18 protein-coding genes are annotated in these 16,468 nt (G+C 74.4%); 13 read left to right on the plus strand and 5 right to left on the minus strand.

What is annotated here, in order from left to right; all coding sequences use genetic code 11:
* The first annotated feature begins 256 nt into the window (after positions 1-256).
* From ACFY2K_RS05075 to ACFY2K_RS05110, 8 genes are all read left to right on the plus strand, one after another.
* Positions 257-1,192: an urea transporter gene (locus tag ACFY2K_RS05075; protein WP_380586995.1), complete on the plus strand. Its 936-nt coding sequence runs from the start codon at positions 257-259 to the stop codon at positions 1,190-1,192.
* A 98-nt stretch (positions 1,193-1,290) separates the two neighbouring features.
* Positions 1,291-1,596 carry an urease subunit gamma gene (locus ACFY2K_RS05080; protein WP_188310190.1) on the plus strand — a complete coding sequence of 102 codons (306 nt, stop codon included), beginning with the start codon at positions 1,291-1,293 and terminating at the stop codon, positions 1,594-1,596.
* A gap of 3 nt (positions 1,597-1,599) precedes the next feature.
* Positions 1,600-2,451, plus strand: coding sequence for a sirohydrochlorin chelatase (locus tag ACFY2K_RS05085; protein ID WP_387709646.1), 852 nt, complete (start codon positions 1,600-1,602; stop codon positions 2,449-2,451).
* Positions 2,452-2,474: 23 nt separating this feature from the next.
* Complete coding sequence (locus tag ACFY2K_RS05090; RefSeq protein WP_387709648.1) at positions 2,475-2,918, plus strand: urease subunit beta; 444 nt, start codon at positions 2,475-2,477, stop codon at positions 2,916-2,918.
* Complete coding sequence (gene ureC / locus ACFY2K_RS05095; RefSeq protein ID WP_380523120.1) at positions 2,918-4,642, plus strand: urease subunit alpha; 1,725 nt, start codon at positions 2,918-2,920, stop codon at positions 4,640-4,642. Before ACFY2K_RS05090 ends, ureC begins: the two co-directional genes overlap by 1 nt.
* 29 nt (positions 4,643-4,671) lie before the next feature.
* A complete protein-coding gene (locus ACFY2K_RS05100) occupies positions 4,672-5,415 on the plus strand; it encodes an urease accessory protein UreF (protein ID WP_387709729.1) in 744 nt (247 codons plus the stop codon).
* Between the two features lie 45 nt (positions 5,416-5,460).
* Entirely contained in the window at positions 5,461-6,081 is a 621-nt protein-coding gene (ureG, locus tag ACFY2K_RS05105) for an urease accessory protein UreG (protein WP_387709650.1), read from the plus strand.
* On the plus strand, positions 6,078-7,043 hold the full coding sequence (locus tag ACFY2K_RS05110; RefSeq protein ID WP_387709652.1) for an urease accessory protein UreD: 966 nt from the start codon (positions 6,078-6,080) through the stop codon (positions 7,041-7,043). Before ureG ends, ACFY2K_RS05110 begins: the two co-directional genes overlap by 4 nt.
* Before the next feature lie 66 nt (positions 7,044-7,109).
* On the opposite strand, the gene ACFY2K_RS05115 is transcribed toward ACFY2K_RS05110, so the two are convergent.
* On the minus strand, positions 7,110-7,604 hold the full coding sequence (locus ACFY2K_RS05115; RefSeq protein ID WP_380523123.1) for a MarR family winged helix-turn-helix transcriptional regulator: 495 nt from the start codon (positions 7,602-7,604) through the stop codon (positions 7,110-7,112).
* A gap of 68 nt (positions 7,605-7,672) precedes the next feature.
* On the opposite strand from ACFY2K_RS05115, the gene ACFY2K_RS05120 reads away from it, so the two are divergent.
* Both ACFY2K_RS05120 and ACFY2K_RS05125 read left to right on the plus strand, forming a co-directional pair.
* Entirely contained in the window at positions 7,673-8,548 is an 876-nt protein-coding gene (locus tag ACFY2K_RS05120; protein WP_380523124.1) for an NmrA/HSCARG family protein, read from the plus strand.
* Between the two features lie 98 nt (positions 8,549-8,646).
* Positions 8,647-10,269, plus strand: a complete 1,623-nt coding sequence (locus tag ACFY2K_RS05125; RefSeq protein WP_387709653.1) for a serine/threonine-protein kinase — start codon at positions 8,647-8,649, stop codon at positions 10,267-10,269.
* A gap of 26 nt (positions 10,270-10,295) precedes the next feature.
* Here ACFY2K_RS05125 and ACFY2K_RS05130 read toward each other — a convergent pair whose 3' ends face one another.
* Genes ACFY2K_RS05130 through ACFY2K_RS05140 form a run of 3 tightly spaced genes read right to left on the minus strand, consistent with a single transcriptional unit; the run spans position 10,296 to position 13,028 of the window.
* On the minus strand, positions 10,296-10,751 hold the full coding sequence (locus tag ACFY2K_RS05130; protein WP_380523126.1) for a protein phosphatase: 456 nt from the start codon (positions 10,749-10,751) through the stop codon (positions 10,296-10,298).
* 17 nt (positions 10,752-10,768) lie between these two features.
* The gene (locus ACFY2K_RS05135; protein ID WP_375892057.1) at positions 10,769-11,608 is read right to left on the minus strand and encodes an SDR family NAD(P)-dependent oxidoreductase; all 840 of its coding nucleotides are present in this window, start codon (positions 11,606-11,608) and stop codon (positions 10,769-10,771) included.
* A gap of 37 nt (positions 11,609-11,645) precedes the next feature.
* Positions 11,646-13,028: a LuxR C-terminal-related transcriptional regulator gene (locus ACFY2K_RS05140; RefSeq protein ID WP_380586976.1), complete on the minus strand. Its 1,383-nt coding sequence runs from the start codon at positions 13,026-13,028 to the stop codon at positions 11,646-11,648.
* Positions 13,029-13,191: 163 nt separating this feature from the next.
* On the opposite strand from ACFY2K_RS05140, the gene ACFY2K_RS05145 reads away from it, so the two are divergent.
* On the plus strand, positions 13,192-14,118 hold the full coding sequence (locus ACFY2K_RS05145) for an NADP-dependent oxidoreductase (RefSeq protein ID WP_380586973.1): 927 nt from the start codon (positions 13,192-13,194) through the stop codon (positions 14,116-14,118).
* Positions 14,119-14,245: 127 nt separating this feature from the next.
* Positions 14,246-15,022 (plus strand): SDR family NAD(P)-dependent oxidoreductase, encoded by a 777-nt coding sequence (locus ACFY2K_RS05150; RefSeq protein ID WP_387709657.1) that lies wholly within the window; start codon positions 14,246-14,248, stop codon positions 15,020-15,022.
* A 20-nt stretch (positions 15,023-15,042) separates the two neighbouring features.
* Here ACFY2K_RS05150 and ACFY2K_RS05155 read toward each other — a convergent pair whose 3' ends face one another.
* Positions 15,043-15,567: a hypothetical protein gene (locus ACFY2K_RS05155; RefSeq protein WP_387709659.1), complete on the minus strand. Its 525-nt coding sequence runs from the start codon at positions 15,565-15,567 to the stop codon at positions 15,043-15,045.
* Positions 15,568-15,674: 107 nt separating this feature from the next.
* Here ACFY2K_RS05155 and ACFY2K_RS05160 point away from each other — a divergent pair, with 107 nt between their 5' ends.
* The gene (locus ACFY2K_RS05160) at positions 15,675-16,451 is read left to right on the plus strand and encodes a GNAT family N-acetyltransferase (RefSeq protein WP_380523132.1); all 777 of its coding nucleotides are present in this window, start codon (positions 15,675-15,677) and stop codon (positions 16,449-16,451) included.
* Positions 16,452-16,468 lie beyond the last annotated feature (17 nt).

Genomic DNA, 16,468 nt, shown 5'->3' on the forward strand with positions numbered 1-16,468 from the left:
TGCCCTCCTCAACCACTCCGTCGGACGTTGATTTCAACAGAATGTTGCAGCTCAGCGGCCCTGCCGTCACCCACCGTCGATTTGGCGTGACCCACCGCGCCCATCCCGCTCCGCAATCCGCAGGAGTACGGTTCCCAACGAATCGCCGAACGGGCTCCCGAGCAATCTCCCGAGCCCCCTCGGCCGTACCGGGGAATTGGTGCGCCGCATGGGTCTGCAAAAGGGTGGGGAAGGAGTCCCGGAAGGGGTTCCGCCGGTGGTCCGTCCGCTATCCGTCAAGTTGGTCGTCGAAGTCCTGCGCGGTGTCGCCCAGGTCGATTTCATGCCGTCCGCCGTGTGCGGACTCCTCTTCGTCGTCGCACTGTTCGCCGCCGGCTGGCAGTACGGCGTCTACGGCCTGCTGGGCAGCGCCGTCTCCACCGCCGCCGGGTACGCTCTCCGGCTGCGGCGGGACACCGTCGAGGCGGGGCTGACCGGGTACAACGGGTGCCTGGTGGCGCTCGGTTGCGCGGTGTTCCTCGACCCGGGCGATCCGGCCACGGTCGTGGTCGCGGTGCTCGGCGCGGTGGTCGCCGTGGTGGTGACCGCCGGGCTCGGGGTGCTGCTGGAAGGGCGTGGACTGCCCGCGCTGACCGCTCCGTTCTGCCTGGTCGCGACCGCCGTCACGGTGGCCGCGCCCGGGTTCCGGCGGCTGTGGCCGGAGGGCGGCAGCCCGGCCGCGCTGCCCGCACCGGCCACCGGCGGCACCGGCCTGAGCTGGGAACACCTCTGGCACGGGTTCTTCGCCAACATCGGCCAGGTCTTCCTCATGCCCCAGTGGTACGTCGGCCTGCTGTTCCTGGCCGGGCTGTTCGCGGCCGGCCGGCTCGCCGGGCTGATGGCCTGCGTCGGCAGCGCCACCGCACTGCTCACCGCCCGGGTGTTGGGCGCCCCGGCGGAGGCGGTCGAGCAGGGGCTGCTCGGCTACAGCAGCGTGCTGGTGGCGCTGGCGCTGTGCGGGGTGTTCATCGCCCCGGACGGCTGGAGCGCGGCCTACGCCGTGCTCGGTGCGGCGGCCGCCACCGTGCTGACCCCGGCGCTCGGCGCGGTCACCGCGCCGTTCGGCGGCCACGCCTTCACCTGGCCGTTCGTCCTGACCACCCTGCTGTTCCTGGCGGCGGTGCCGGCGATTCCCCGGCTGCGTCGGATCTGAACCCGTAGTCGCCCTAACCTGGTATTCCGTCGGCCAACTCCCCTGCAATTCCTATGACTTGCATTTCGTCGGATTCTCGGAAAGGAGAAGTGGTTCCGATGAACCTCTCCCCGCGTGAGATGGACAAGCTCTACATCTACGTCGTGGCCGATCTGGCCCGCAAACGCCGCGACCGAGGCGTCAAGCTCAACTACAGCGAGGCCTGCGCGCTGATCAGCGAGGCCATCATGGAGGGGGCCCGGGACGGCCGCACCGTCGCCGAGTGCATGGAGATCGGCAAGCAGGTCGTCAGCAACGCCGAGGTCATGCCCGGCGTCCGCGAGATGCTGCCGCTGCTCCAGGTCGAGGCCGCCTTCCTGGACGGCACCAAGCTGGTCTCCTGTCACGACCCGGTCGGTGCCTGACCCATGACCGCACCACAGTCCGCCACGGTCGTGCTGGCCGGCGGGCACGAGAGCGACGGCGGCCGCGACCTGGCCGCCCTGGTCGGGCAGGGGCGCGGGCAGGGGCACGGGTACGCCGGGCACGCGGCGGCCGCCGCCGGGCGCCCGCTCGCCGAAGCCGTCCGGTCCGCCCTGGCGGCCGGGGACGGGCCGGTGTGCGTCGTCCCGATGACCCTCGGCCGCGACCCGAAACTGATCGCCGACACCGCCCGCGCGCTGCGCTGGCTCGCCGCCGGCGAGGGCCGCGGACGGCTCGCGCTCACCGCACCCTTCGGCGCCGCCGAGCACCTGATCGGCTGGCTGCGCGCCGCCGCGGCCACGGCCGGCGACGGGGACGCCGTCCTGGTCACCGCCCCGGCGGCCGGGCCCTTCGAGGACGCCGAACTGTTCCGGATCGCCCGGCTGGTCCGCCAGTACGGGCGCCACCACCGGGTCGAGGTCGCCTTCACGGGCGGCGACCCCGACCCGGCCGAGGGCGTCGAACGCTGCCGGCTGCTCGGCGCCGGGCGGGTCACGGTCGTCCCGGCCTCCTTCGGCACCGCGCCGCCCCCGGGCCCGACCGGCGAGGGCGTCCGGGACGGCGGCCCGCTGCTGCGCCCGGCCGCGATCGCCGGAGTGGTCGCGGCCCGCACGGCGGCGGCGCTGCACCTGCTCGGCCACGGCGAGGACGGCATCCTGGCCGGCCTCGACGCCGAGCACGGCCACGGCTACGCCCACAGCCACGGCCCGGGCGAGGCGCACCACCACCACGGCCACCCGCACGCCCCCACGCACCCCCACCCCCACCCCCAAGCACCTGCACACACCCCCCACTGAACCGGCAGAGAGGAAGGCCAGCCATGTCCGGTGGCGCTGCGTACCTGTACGGCGACGACCCGGTGGAGATCAACGCCGGCCGCGCCAAGGCCACGATCATGGTCAGCAACACGGGCGACCGCGCGATCCAGGTCGGTTCCCACTACCACTTCTTCGAGGCCAACCGCGCCCTCGACTTCGACCGCAACGCCGCCTTCGGCAAGCACCTCGACATCCCGGCCGGCACCGCCGTCCGCTTCGAGCCGGGTGACACCAAGGACGTCACCCTGGCCGATTTCGGCGGGCACCGCCGCCTGGTCGGTTTCAGCAACCTGGTGGACGGCGGCACCACCGCGCGCGACACCCGTGCCCGGGCCATCGACCGGGCCATCGCGCGCGGCTTCAAGGGCACCAACCTCGACCTCAAGGACGACGACCTGCACGGCAGGGACTTCCACACCCGGACCCACTCGGAGGGCGACCGCTGATGGCCATGCTGTCCCGCAAGCAGTACACCGACCTCTTCGGCCCCACCGTCGGTGACCGCTTCCACCTGGCCGACACCAACCTCGTGGTCGAGGTCGAACAGGACTTCAACCAGGGCCACTACGGCGACGAGGCCGTCTACGGCGGCGGCAAGGGCATCCGCGACGGCATGGCCCAGGACCCGGCCGCCACCTCGGCGCAGGGCGCGCTCGACCTGGTGATCACCAACGTCGTCGTGCTGGACCCGGTGCTCGGCGTGGTCAAGGGCGACATCGGCGTCAAGGACGGCTTCATCACCGCCGTCGGCAAGGCCGGCAACCCGCACACCCAGAGCGGGGTGCACCCCAAGCTGGTGATCGGCCCCGGCACCGAGGTGATCTCCGGCGAGCACCTGATCGCCACCGCCGGCGGCATCGACACCCACATCCACTTCATCGCCCCGCAGCAGGCCCAGGAGGCGCTGAGCAACGGCATCACCACCCTGATCGGCGGCGGCACCGGCCCCTCCGACGGCACCAACGGCACCACCTGCACCCCCGGCCCGTGGAACATCGGGCGGATGTACCAGGCGGTCGAGGACCTCCCGGTCAACGTCGGCCTGCTCGGCAAGGGCAACGGCTCGCTGCCGGGCGCGCTGCGCGAGCAGGTCGAGGCCGGGGTGTGCGGGCTCAAGGTGCACGAGGACTGGGGCAGCACCCCGGCGGCCATCGACAGCGCGCTGCGGGTCGCCGACGAGTACGACGTGCAGGTGGCCATCCACACCGACACCCTCAACGAGTCCGGCTTCTTCGAGGACACCCTGTCCGCGATCGACGGCCGCACCATCCACACCTTCCACACCGAGGGCGCGGGCGGCGGCCACGCCCCCGACATCATGCGGATCGCCGGCGAGCCCAACGTGCTGCCGTCCTCCACCAACCCGACCCTGCCCTACACCGTCAACTCGGTGGACGAGCTGCTCGACATGGTGATGGTCTGCCACCACCTCAGCCACGACATCCCCGAGGACGTCTCCTTCGCCGACTCCCGGGTGCGCGCCGAGACCATCGCCGCCGAGACCGTGCTGCACGACGAGGGCGTCATCTCGATCTTCTCCTCCGACTCGCAGGCCATGGGCCGGATTGGGGAGTCCTTCACCCGCGCCTTCCAGACCGCCCACCACTGCAAGGCGCAGCGCGGCAAGCTGGACGGCGACAGTGAGCGCAACGACAACGTCCGGGTGCTGCGCTACCTCGCCAAGCTCACCATCAACCCGGCGATCGCCTCCGGCACGGCCGAGTACATCGGCTCGCTGGAGCCCGGCAAGCTCGCCGACATCGTGCTGTGGCCGATCAACTCCTTCGGCGCCAAGCCCAAGCTGGTCATCAAGGGCGGCCTCATCAACTGGGCGCTGATGGGCGACCCCAACGCCTCGCTGCCCACCCCGCAGCCGGTCTACTACCGGCCCATGTACGGGGCGCTCGGGCGGGCCAGGCAGGCCACCCGGATCACCTTCATGTCCCAGGCCGCCGTCGACCTCGGGGTGCCGAAGGAACTCGGCCTGGACAGCCGGGTGCTGCCGGTGCGGCACTGCCGCTCGGTCGGCAAGCAGCACATGGTGCGCAACGACGCGCTGCCGAGGATCGCGGTCGACCCGGAGACGTACAAGGTCACCCTGGACGGCGAGCCCGCGACCATCGAGCCGGCCCGCGAACTGCCGCTCAACCACCTGTTCTACCTCGCGTGAGCGGCGCCGACCCGGGGCCCGCCGACCCGGTGCCCGCGGATCCGGTGCCCGCCGGCCCGGGCCCGACGGACCCGGGCCCCGCCGGTGCGGGCCTGGACGCCCTGCTGGTCAGCCTCCAGCTGACCGACTCGGCCTTCCCCAGCGGCTTCTACACCCTCTCGCACGGCCTGGAGGGCTACGCCCAGGCCAAGGCCGTCACCGCCGACACCATGCCGGTGCTGCTCGCCGACCTGCTGCGGCACAGCGTCGGACCGGCCGACGCCACGGCGCTCGCCCTGGCCCACCGGGCCGCCGGCGCCGGGGACTGGGCGCTGCTCGCCGAGACCGACCAGCGGCTGCACGCCACCAAGCTCAACCGCGAGCTGAGGCTCGCCGCCACCCGCACCGGGCGCCAACTCCTGGACATCGCCCGGGAGTCGGTGGGCGGCGAGCCGCTGGAGCGGTACGCCGCCCTGGTCGCCGACAAGCGCGCCCCCGGCTGCCAGGCGGTGGCCGCCGGGGTCGCCTACGCCTCGGCCGCCGTCCCCGTCGAACAGGCCGTGGCGGGCGACCTGTTCGCCTTCTGCACCAGCTTCGTCGGCGCCGCGCTGCGGCTGCGGCTGACCGACCACCGCAAGGCGCAGGTGGTGCTGCGGGCCACCGCCCCGGTCATCCGCGAGGTCGTGGCGGCCGCGCTGGAGCGGGAGTCGGCGGAACTCGGCGGCTGCGTACCGGTCGCGGACGCGATGTCCGGACGGCACGAACGGGCCGAGGCCCGGCTCTTCGCGAGCTGAACACCCGCTGAACGCTGGACACCCCTACGAATGGAGGAGGACCCCATGACCGAGAACGTGCTCCGGGTGGGCATCGGCGGCCCGGTCGGCTCCGGCAAGACGGCGCTCATCGAGGCGCTGGTGCCGGTGCTGATCGAGCGCGGCCACCGCCCCGCGGTGATCACCAACGACATCTACACCCAGGAGGACGCCCAGCACGTCCGCCGCACCCTCGCCGGGGTGCTCGACCCGGAACGGGTGGTCGGCGTCGAGACCGGCGCCTGCCCGCACACCGCCGTGCGCGACGACCCGACCATGAACCTGGCCGCCGGGGCCGAGATGCTGGAGCGCTTCCCCGACGTCGACACCCTGCTGTACGAGTCCGGCGGCGACAACCTGACCCTGACGTTCAGCCCGGTGCTGGTCGACCTCTTCCTGTTCGTCCTCGACACCGCCGAGGGCGAGAAGATGCCCCGCAAGCGCGGCCCGGGCATCACCGAGTCGGAGCTGCTGGTCATCAACAAGACCGACCTCGCCCCGTACGTGCGCGCCGACCTCGGCGTCATGGAGTCCGACGCCCACCAGGTCCGCGAGGGCGGGCCGGTGGTGCTCACCAACTGCCTGACGGGGGAGGGGCTGGAGGAGATCGCGACCTTCCTGGAGACCTTCCGCAAGGTCCCGGCATGACGGTGGCCGCGCGGGCCCCGGAGGGGCGGCGGCCGGTGCCCCGGCTCGACCCCCGGCACTACGAGCCGGCCCGGGTCCCGCAGGCGGTCCGCCGGTACGCCGGGACGCCCGACACCCTCGTGGTCGGGCGCCCCGGCAAGGTCGGGCTGCTGGAGCTGGCCTTCGAGCGGATCGGCGGGCGCACCGAACTCACCGGCCACTACCAGAAGTCGCCGCTGCAGATCATGCGCCCGCTGTACTTCGACCCGGCCCGCCCCGACCTCGCCGTCACCCTGCTGATGTCCACCGGCGGCGGCATCCTCCAGGCCGACCGGCTGCGCACCGACATCCGCTGCGGGGCCGACACGGCGGTCCACCTGACCACCCAGGCGGCCACCAAGGTCTACCGGATGGAGTACGACTACGCGACGCAGCTGGTCAATCTGGAGGCCGGGCCCGGCGCCTACGTGGAGTACCTGCCCGAGCCGGTGATCCCCTTCGTCGACTCGCGCCTCTACCAGCGCACGGTGCTCACCGTGGACCGGGGGGCGACCGTCCTGGCGGGCGAGACCGTCCTCGCCGGCCGCCTCGCCCGGGGTGAGCGCAACGCCTACCAGGTCTTCGCCTCGGACCTCGAAGTGCGGCGCCCCGACGGCGAGTTGGTGGCCCTGGACACCGTCCGGCTGGAGCCCGCCGGGGCTGGCGTCACCGGCCCCGCCGTACTCGGCGGGCACGACGTGATGTCCAGCCTCTACGTGCTCAGCCCGCTCGCCCCCGCCGCCCGGATCGCCGACGCGCTGCACGAGGCCCTGGCCGACCGCGGCCTGCTGTACGGGGTCAGCGTGCTGCCGCAGGACAGCGGTGCCTGGCTGCGGCTGCTCGACTCCGACACCCGCGTCTGCGCCGCCGCCCTGCGGGCCGCCTGGGACGCCGTCCGCCGGCTGCTGATCGGGGCGCCGGCGCCGGAGCTGCGCAAGACCTGACGGGGCCGGGGGCCGGGGGCCTGGTCGGGCGGGGGAGGCCTGGTCGGGCCCGGAGTCCTGGCGGCCCTAGGAGTCCCGGTCGCCCCCGGGGCGCAGGTCCGTGTCGGCGAGGCGGGCGATCTGCCGGTGGCTGAGTTCGACCGTGCGGTTCATGTGCCGAAGCAGGAAGGCCAGCTCGTCCTCGCTGTCCTCGGCGAAGATCGCGGCCCAGTCGCCGCCGAGCTCGCGCCAGACCTCCCCGAAGCGCGCCAGTGCGTCGGGGAGGACGGCGACCAGCACCCGGCGGCGGTCGGCCTCGTCCCGCTGCCGGGCCACCAGGCCCGCCTTCTCCAGGCGGTCGACCAGTCGGGTCGCCGAGCCGCTGGTCAGTCCGGTCAGCTCGGCGACCCGGCCGGTGGTGACGGGGCCGTCCTCCAGGGTGAGCAGGTTGAGGCACTGGACGTCGGTCGGGTGCATGCCGAGGTGGTCCGCGACGGCCTGGTTGAACAGCACGTAGGAGGCCAGGTAGCGGCGCGAGAGCGGCCAGAGCCGGGCCAGCAGTTCGTCGCGGTGGGGGGTCATGGGGCCAGGGTAACCGGCAGGCCGTTAATCATTTGCGTCACGCAGAGATCTCTTCGTATGTTGTCTGCATGACGCAGATAATATCTCGACCCCCCGTCGCCGTCACCGGAGCCACCGGCGCCCAGGGCGGCGCCACCGCCCGGGCCCTGCTCCGGGCCGGCCGCCCGGTCCGGGCCCTCACCCGCGACCCCGGATCCCCGGCCGCCCGCGAACTCGCCGCCCTCGGCGCCGAGCCGGTCCGTGCCGACTTCGACGACCCGGCCTCGCTCGCCGCCGCCCTCGACGGCGCCGGGAGCCTCTTCGCGATGTCCACCCCGTTCGGGACGGACCTCGACACCGAGGTCCGCCAGGGCATCGCCCTGCTCGACGCCGCCCGCGCCGCCGGCACCGTGCGGCACGTCGTCCTCACCTCCGCCACCAACGCCGACCGCTCCACCGGCATCCCGCACTTCGACTCCAAGCAGCGCATCGAACAGCACCTCGCCGGCCTCGACCTGCCCTGGACGGTCATCGGCCCGGCGGCCTTCCTGGACAACTACGCCAACGACTGGACCCTCGCCTCGCTGCGCGAAGGGGTCTTCCCGCTGCCCATGCCCCCCGGCGTCCCCCTCCCGGTGATCGCCGCCGAGACCATCGGCGACTTCGCCGCCCACGTCCTGGCCCACCCGGACGACTACGCGGGGCGGCGCATCGACATCGCCTCCCAGTGGTGCACCGGCGAACAGATCGCCGCCGCCATCACGGCGGCGGCCGGCCGGCCGGTCCGCTGCCAGGAGGTGCCGCTGTCCGTCGTCGAGACCTACTCCCAGGACCTCGCCGCGATGTTCCGCTACTTCCAGGAGGTCGGCCTGGAGATCGACACCGACACCCTGCACGCCGAGACCCCGGCCGTGCAGTGGCGCACGCTGGAGTCCTGGGCCGCCGGGCAGACCTGGGACCTCTGACCCGCTCCGCCCCGGCGGCGCCGGCCCGCCCCGTCGGCCAGGCCGGTGCGGGACTGCCGGTGTCACCGATGACGGACCGCGCCCCTACGATGACCGTCATGAATTCTGGGGGGCCGGGGCTCCAACTCATCGACGGACGCTTCGAACTGGTGGAGCGGCTGGGCGGCGGCGGCATGGGACTGGTGTGGCGGGCACGCGACACCCTCCTGGAGCGCGAGGTGGCCCTGAAGGAGGTGCGCCCGCCCGACCCGGCCGACCTCGCCGGCGACCCGGGCGCGGCGGCGGTGCTGCGCGAGCGGGTCCTGCGGGAGGCCCGGTCGCTGGCCCGGCTCAACCACCCCCATGTGGTGACGATCCACCACATCGTCGACCGGCCCGAGTACCCGCACCCCTGGCTGGTCATGGAGCTGGTGACCGGCGGCTCGCTGCACGAGCGGCTCGCGCGCGGCCCGATGACGCCCCTGGAGGCGGCCCGGCTCGGCCGCGGCGTGCTGTCCGCCCTGAGCGCCGCGCACGCGGCCGGCATCCAGCACCGCGACGTCAAGCCCGGCAACGTCCTGCTGCGCCCGGACGGCACCCCGGTCCTCACCGACTTCGGCATCGCCGCGCTGTCGGAGGCGCCCAGCCTGACCACCACCGGCGCCCTGATCGGCTCGCCCGAGTACATAGCCCCCGAGCGGGTCCGCGGCGAGGAGGGCAACCCGGCCTCCGACCTGTGGTCGCTCGGCCTGATGCTGTACGTCGCGGTGGAGGGGCAGCACCCGCTGCGGCGCGCCACCACCCTCGCCACGCTGGCCGCCGTGCTGGACGAGCCGGTACCGGCCCCGGTGCGGTCCGGGCCGCTGGGCCCGGTGCTCGCCGCCCTGCTGGTGCGGGACACGGCCGCGCGCCCCGACGCCTGGCAGCTCGACCGGCAGCTCGCCGACGCCGAGGTCGCGGCGGCGGCCGAGGCCCAGGCCGGGGCGGTCGGCACGGTCCGCCTGCTCCCGCCCGCGGCCGCCACGGCCACGGCCACCGGCCCGACGGCCACGGCCACCGCCCCGCCGCCGACCGGGTACGCCACGGGGCACCCCACCGGGCAGGCCTACGGCCCGCCGCAGACCCTCGGCCAGGAGCCGCGCGACGCGATGCCCCCGCCCCGGCCCGGCAGGCTGCGCGGCGCGCTGCGCACCGGCTACCTGGTGCTGGTCCCGGTGCTGATGGTGAGCATCGGCTTCGCCGTCCAGCACTTCGCGGCCCAGGGCGACAGCACCGCCACCCCGCCGGCGGCCTACCCGGGCCTGCTGACGCCGACGGGCGCGCGCAGCGCGATCCAGTCCATGAGCCAGAAGTCGGGCGGCCGCGCCTTCCTGGAGTTCACGCTCCGGCAGGACTCCGGCGACGCCCTCGTCGCGACCGCCGCCAACCCGAACCTCTACGACAGCCTCTCCTACCGCGACGGCAAGTCCACGCCCGGCATCCGCTCCGGCACCGTGGCCTTCGGCGAGAAGCCGCTGGACCTCCGGTCCGTCAACTGGGACGCCCTCCCCGCGCTGCTGCAACGGGCCGACGCCGAACTCGGCATCACCCATCCGACCAGCCACTACGTGTTCCTGCACGACGCCCAGGGGATGGGCGACACCGAACCGTCGCTGCTGGTGTACGTCGCGGACGCCTACGGCGCCGCCTACCTCAGGGCGGACTTCGACGGCACGGTCGTGAAGGCGTACCCGCGCAGCTGAGGACCGGTCAGTCGCCGCAGGACCGGTCAGTCGGTCGAGGGCCGGGCCCAGCGCTCCACGAACTTCCGCTGCCAGGGCGTCTCCACGGCGTGCCGGCCGTAGTGCTCCCGCACGTACCCGACCGCCTCCGCCGCCGGCACGCCGTCCAGCACGGCGATGCAGGCCAGGGCCGTGCCGGTGCGCCCGCGGCCGCCCGCGCAGGCGAGTTCGACCCGCTCGCCGGTGCAGCGCTCCCAGGCCTCCCGGAAGGCGTCGGCGGCGTCCGTGCGGTCGGCGGGCAGCCGGAAGTCGGGCCAGCGCACCCAGCGGCTCTCCCAGGGGAGCGGCTTCGGTTCGCGCCCCAGCAGGTAGATGCCGAAGTCGGGGCGCGGGCCCGGCGGCAGCGGGTTGAGGACGCCGCGGCCGCGCAGCAGCCGCCCGGAGGGCAGGCGCAGCACGCCCGGGGCGTCGGGGGCCCAACTCGTGCGGGGGTGCTCGGTCATGTCGTTGATGTCGCCTTTCAGAGGTCGGCGTGCCCGACGAGCTTCAAGCAGCGCTCCCACAGCTCGGCCCGGGCCCGCAGGTCGTAGGCCTGGCGGTTGGCGCGGGCCTCGCGCAGCCGGTCGTAGTAGCGGCCGGTGGTGCCGGCCAGGGCCGGGTCGGTGACCAGCCGGTGGGTGGCGGTGACGCCGTCCTCCAGGCTGTCGATGCTGTGGCCGATCTCCCGGAGCACCATCTTGGTGGGCATGTACGTCGACGGGTGGAGGCTGTTGACGGTCACTTCGGCGGCCGGCACCCGGGCGGCGAGCTCCATGCCGCAGGCGATCTGGGCGAGCTTGCTGCGGCAGTACGCGCTGGTGCCGTCGTAGCCGTTCTCCAGCATGAGGTCGTCGAAGTCGATCTCCTGCTGTCCGGCGGAGGCGACGTTGACGATCCGGGCGGGCGCGCAGGCGCGCAGCAGCGGCAGCAGTTCGAGGCTGAGCAGGAAGCCGGCCAAGTGGTTCACGGCGAAGCGCAGTTCGTGGCCGTCGGCGCTGGTGCGGCGGGTGCGGCCGTCAGGTTCGCCGGCGCCTATGCCCGCGTTGTTGACGAGGACGTCGAGCCGGCCGGTGGTGGCGCGGACCTCGGCCGCGAGGGCGCGGACCTGCTCCAGCTCGGCGAGGTCGGCGAGCAGGGTGGCCGGGCGGGCCGTCCCGTGGGCCTCGGCCACCTCCCGGGCGGTGCGGTCGAGCCGGTCCCGGTCGCGGCCGTGCAGCAGGAGGGTGGCGCCCTCGGCGGCCAGGCGGTGGGCGAGGGCGCGGCCGAGGCCGTCGGTGGAGCCGGTGATGAGAACGGTCCGCGGTGGGGTGGGCGTGGTCATCGGGACTCCTGTCAACGGGTGTGGCGGCGGATCCGGTTCAGGATGCCACGTGCAGCCGCGCGCCGCCGGGCATCCCGGCGCGGTGGGCGAGGGCGGCCGCCTCGCCGCGCGAGCCGACACCCAACTTGGCCAGGATGTTGGCGACGTGGAACTTCACCGTGGACTCGCTGATGTGCAGCTCCGCGGCGATGTCCCGGTTGCGGCGGCCCTGGGCGAGCTGGTCGAGCACCTCCAGTTCGCGCGGCTGGAGCCCGTCCAGCGGGTCGGTGACGGCGGTCGGCGAGGGCATGCCGAGCGGCAGCTCCACCGTCACGGTGGTGCCCCAGTTGGGGACGGACTCGACCTCGTAGCGGCCGCCGAGGGCGGTGATCCGGTCGGCCGTGCGGTGGACGGCGAGGGCGTCGGCGGCGAGCACCCCGAGGCCGTCGTCGCGCACCACGGTGCGCAGCGCGCCGTCTGCCGTGAACTGCCAACTCAGGTGCAGCCGACCGGGCTTCTCCTGCTCCATCATCAGCATGACGGCGCACTGCACGGCGGCCCGGGCGGTGTGCGCGGTGTCCGCGGGGATGGACCGGGTGGCGTCGGACGGCGGCGCGAGGTCGAGCCGGACCCCGGTGTGCCGCAGCAGCGGGCGCAGTTCGCGGGCGAGCCGGGCGAACGCGGCGTCGGCGGGCTCCTCGCTGAGCTCGCGGTCCAGGTCCGCGGCCCGGCGCAGGTCGAGCAGGGCGGTGACGGCCAGGTCGGTGGCGGCCCGGCGGGCGGCGCGGTCGTCCAGGTCGGCCGAACGCAGCGGCGCCAGGACGGCGGTCAGCGCGGCACTGTGGGTGCCGGTGAACTCGGCGATGGTCCGGGCCCGGGTGACGGCCGCGGTACGGGAGATCATCGCCTGGCCGGGCGCGGCGTCGGTGGCGCGGTGCTCGGAGTGGGCGATCACCAGCTCGCACACCTGCTGGAGGACGGCGAGCGCACCGGCCGGCACCGGCGCGGCGTCGCCGCGGACCAGGACCAGCAGCACCTCCTTGTCGTCGGCCGGAGCGGCGATCACCACCACCGGCCGGGTCCGGCCCGCCAGTTCGGCCTCGCCCTGCCAGGGGCGGCCGGCCGAGGTCGTCCCGGCGGCCTGCTCGGCGAGCCGGGCCAGCTCCAGCCCGGAGAGGCCGCCGACCAGCTCGCGCGGGCCGTGGGCGTTGGCGGGGGAGTAGGCGCAGACACCGCTCAGGTGGGCGATCGCGACGTGCGGGACGAGCGTGCGGACCACCGCCGACAGCCGCGGCACCACCTCGGGCCGGGGCGCGCGCAGCACCTCGACGGCCCGCGCCAGCGCGTCCTCGGGGCGGCCCCAGTACTCCCGCCAGGCCTCGTCGGGGCCGGGGCCGTCCACCGCGTCCATGCCTTCGTGCGACTCCATGCCTGCGTCCATGCCCTTCACCCTAGTTCCGGGGCCGCCCCCGGCCGCCCCTCCCTTCGGCCAGGTGGAACTGTCCGAACGGCCGGCCGGGGGCCTGCGGCCGGCGCCGCAGGATGGAGCCGTCGGAACGAACAACCCCCGGACGGACAACGCCCGGACGAACCGAGGATCTTCCATGACCAAGGCCATCGCTTTCCCCCGGTACGGCGACGCGGACGTGCTGCGCCCGATCGAGCTCGACCTGCCCGCCCCCGGGCCCGGCCAGGTGCGGGTCGCGGTCCGCGCGGTCGGCGTCAACCCGCTGGACCACAAGGTGCGCAGCGGCGCGTTCGACGGCATCATCCCGGTCACCTTCCCCGCCGTGCCCGGCTACGAGGTCGCCGGGGTGGTGGAGGCGGTCGGCGCGGAGGTCACCGCCTTCGCCCCCGGCGACGAGGTGTTCGGCGCCCTGATGGGCGGCGGCTACGCCGAGCACGCGCTGCTCGACGCCGACCAGGTGGTGGCCAAGCCCGCCACCTTGAGCTGGGAGGAGGCCGCGGCGATCCCGGTCGCCGCCGAGACCGCCGAGCGGGTCCTCGACATCCTGGGCGTGCGCTCCGGGGAGACGCTGCTGGTGCACGGCGCCGCCGGGGCCGTCGGCACCCTGCTGCTCCAGTTCGCCCGGGCCCGCGGCATCACCGTGATCGGCACCGCGAGCGAGGCCAACCACGCCTACCTGCGGGAGCTGGGCGCGATCCCGGTGACGTACGGCGAGGGCCTGGCCGAGCGGGTGCGGGCGGCCGCGCCGGGCGGGGTCGACCGCGTCCTGGACGCGGCGGGCAAGGGAGTGCTGCCGCTCTCCGTCGAACTGGCGGGCAGCGCCGAGCGGGTGCTGACGATCGCCGACATCCCCGGCGCGCAGGAGCACGGCATCCGTTTCAGCGGCGGAGCCGAGGGCGGCGAGTCGTACCACGGGCGCGCCTTCGCGGCCGCCCTCGCCCTGCACCGGGCGGGCACCCTGCGGCTGCCGCTGCACCGGGTGCTCCCGCTGGCGGAGGCGGCGCAGGCGCACCGGATCAGCGAGGACGGGCACGTGCGGGGGAAGATCGTCCTCACGGTCTGAGCGGCCTGAGTGGCCTGAGTGGTCCGAGTGGTCCGAGCGCTGCCGCCGTCCGGGCCGGTCCGCTGTCGACCCGGGCCCGTCGGGCGGAAGTCCGGCCCCGCGCCGCCGCGCTCGGTAGAGTCCCGCCATGGTGACTTCGAACGCGGCGGGGCGGCTGGCCGGCCGTTCCTGCGTGGTGACCGGCGCGGCCAGCGGCATCGGCCGGGCCGTCGCGGAACGCTTCGTCCGGGAGGGCGCGTCGGTGGTGGCCACCGACCTGGACGCCGAGGGGCTGGACCGGCTGGCCGGGCGGTTCCCGGAGGCCGTCGGCACGGTGGTCGGTGACGTGTCCGTCGACGCGGACGCCCGCCGGATGGTCGCGGCGGCCGTCGAACGGCACGGGCGGATCGACGTGCTGGTGGCCAACGCCGGGGTGATCCCGCTGATGGACATCACCGAGGCGAGCGCCCAGGACTGGGACCGGGTGATGGCCGTCGACGGCCGCGGCATGTTCCTCACCTGCAAGTACGCGATCGAGGCGATGCTCGCCCAGGAACGGCCGGGCGGCTCGATCGTCTGCCTGTCCTCCATCTCGGGCGAGGCCGGCCAGCGCGGCCAGGCGGTGTACGGGCCCGCCAAGTTCGTCGCCTCCGGGCTGACCAAGCACCTCGCCGTCGAATGGGCGGACCGCGGCATCCGGGTCAACGCCGTCGCCCCCGGCACCATCGGTACCGAGCGGGTCGCCCGGCTGCGGGACGAGCCCGGCGGGCCCGAGTACCTGGCGGCGATCGAGAAGCTGCACCCGATGGGCCGTCTCGGCGACCCGGCCGAGGTCGCCGCCGCCGTCCTCTTCCTCGCCTCCGAGGAGGCCTCGTTCATCACCGGCGCCGTCCTGCCGGTCGACGGCGGCTACCTGGCGCAGTAGCGGGCGGGGCGCGGGGCCGATCAGGCGCCGCCCGCCGTTCCGACGTCGCGGACCCAGACGGGCAACGGCGGGAGGGGCGGCCCCGGGACCCAGTCCCCGTCCGCGTCCAGGACGTCCCCGTCGTTCGGGGGTTCGTCGAGGTCGCCGATGTCCACCAGTTCGGTGCGCAGGACCGTGCCGGGCTCGTCGTCGGAGAGGTGGTCCGCGACGATCGGGCCGAGGTCCGTGGTCGGCAGGTAGTTCCCGCGGAACGGCAGGTCCCGCGGCCCGACCGAGCCGGTCGAGCAGCGCAGTTGCCCGGCCAGCACGTCGTGCCAGACGTAGAAGGTGGCCGGCCCGTGGTGGCCGAGTGCCCGGACCCGCTCCCGGAGCAGGGCGGCGGTGCGCTCGAAGGCGTCCACCACCTGCTGGACGGTCAGCGTCCGCCGGTCCTCCTCCTCTGCGGTCATCCACCAGGTGTTGGTCCGCTGCTCCGCCGGACGGTCGTCCGGGTCCAGTACCAGCGGGTCGTCCGCGAGTTCGGCGATCCACGTGAGCAAGGGCATGGCGGCAGTATCCCAGCCGCCGCGCCCGCCCGCGCCGGGTGGGGGCGTTCGTGGGCGGGCCGTAAAAGCGGTGGCGCCCGGCCGTCGCGGCGTGCTCGAGTGGTCGGATGGATCGTGATCATGTACTCGCCCTGTTCGACCAGCGGATCCGGCGCGACGCGCGGCCGGACGGCCCCGACGTCCGGGTCGAGCGCGACGGCGCCGTGGTGCGCCAGGTGGGGGGCGAGCACGCCTGGAACGGCATCGTCTGGTCCGGACTGGACGAGGCCGGGGCGGACGCCGCGATCGCCGCCCAGGTCGCCCACTTCACCGGGCTGGGCCTGGAGTTCGAGTGGAAGACCTACAGCCACGACCGCCCCGCCGACCTCGGCCGGCGGCTGCTCGCGGCCGGGTTCACCGCCGAACCCGACGAGGCGCTGATGATCGCCCGGATCGCGGACCTGCCCACCGACGCGGCCCTGCCCGAGGGCGTCCGGCTGGAGCCGGTGACCGACGAGGCCGGGGTGGACCTCATGGTGACCGCCCACGATCTGGCCTTCGGGGCCGCATCCCCGACCCTGCGCGGGCGCCTGCTCGACCACCTCCGGCACGACTCGGAGACGCTGCTCCTGGTCGTCGCGATGGCCGGCGACCAGCCGGTGAGCGCCGCCCGGACGGAGCTCACCCCGGGCACCGGCTTCGCCGGCCTGTGGGGCGGCGGCACCGTCCCCGGCTGGCGCGGGCGCGGCATCTACCGCGCCCTGGTCGCCCACCGCGCCCGCCAGGCCGCCGCACTCGGCTACGAGTACCTCCAGGTCGACGCGAGCGACCAGAGCCGTCCCATCCTGGAGCGGCTCGGCTTCGCGCGGCTCAGCACCACCACGCCGTACGTGTACCAGCCGTAGGGCCCGGGCGCCGGGGG

Source organism: Kitasatospora sp. NPDC001309 (assembly GCF_042896295.1).
In the GTDB taxonomy this organism is placed as follows: domain Bacteria; phylum Actinomycetota; class Actinomycetes; order Streptomycetales; family Streptomycetaceae; genus Kitasatospora.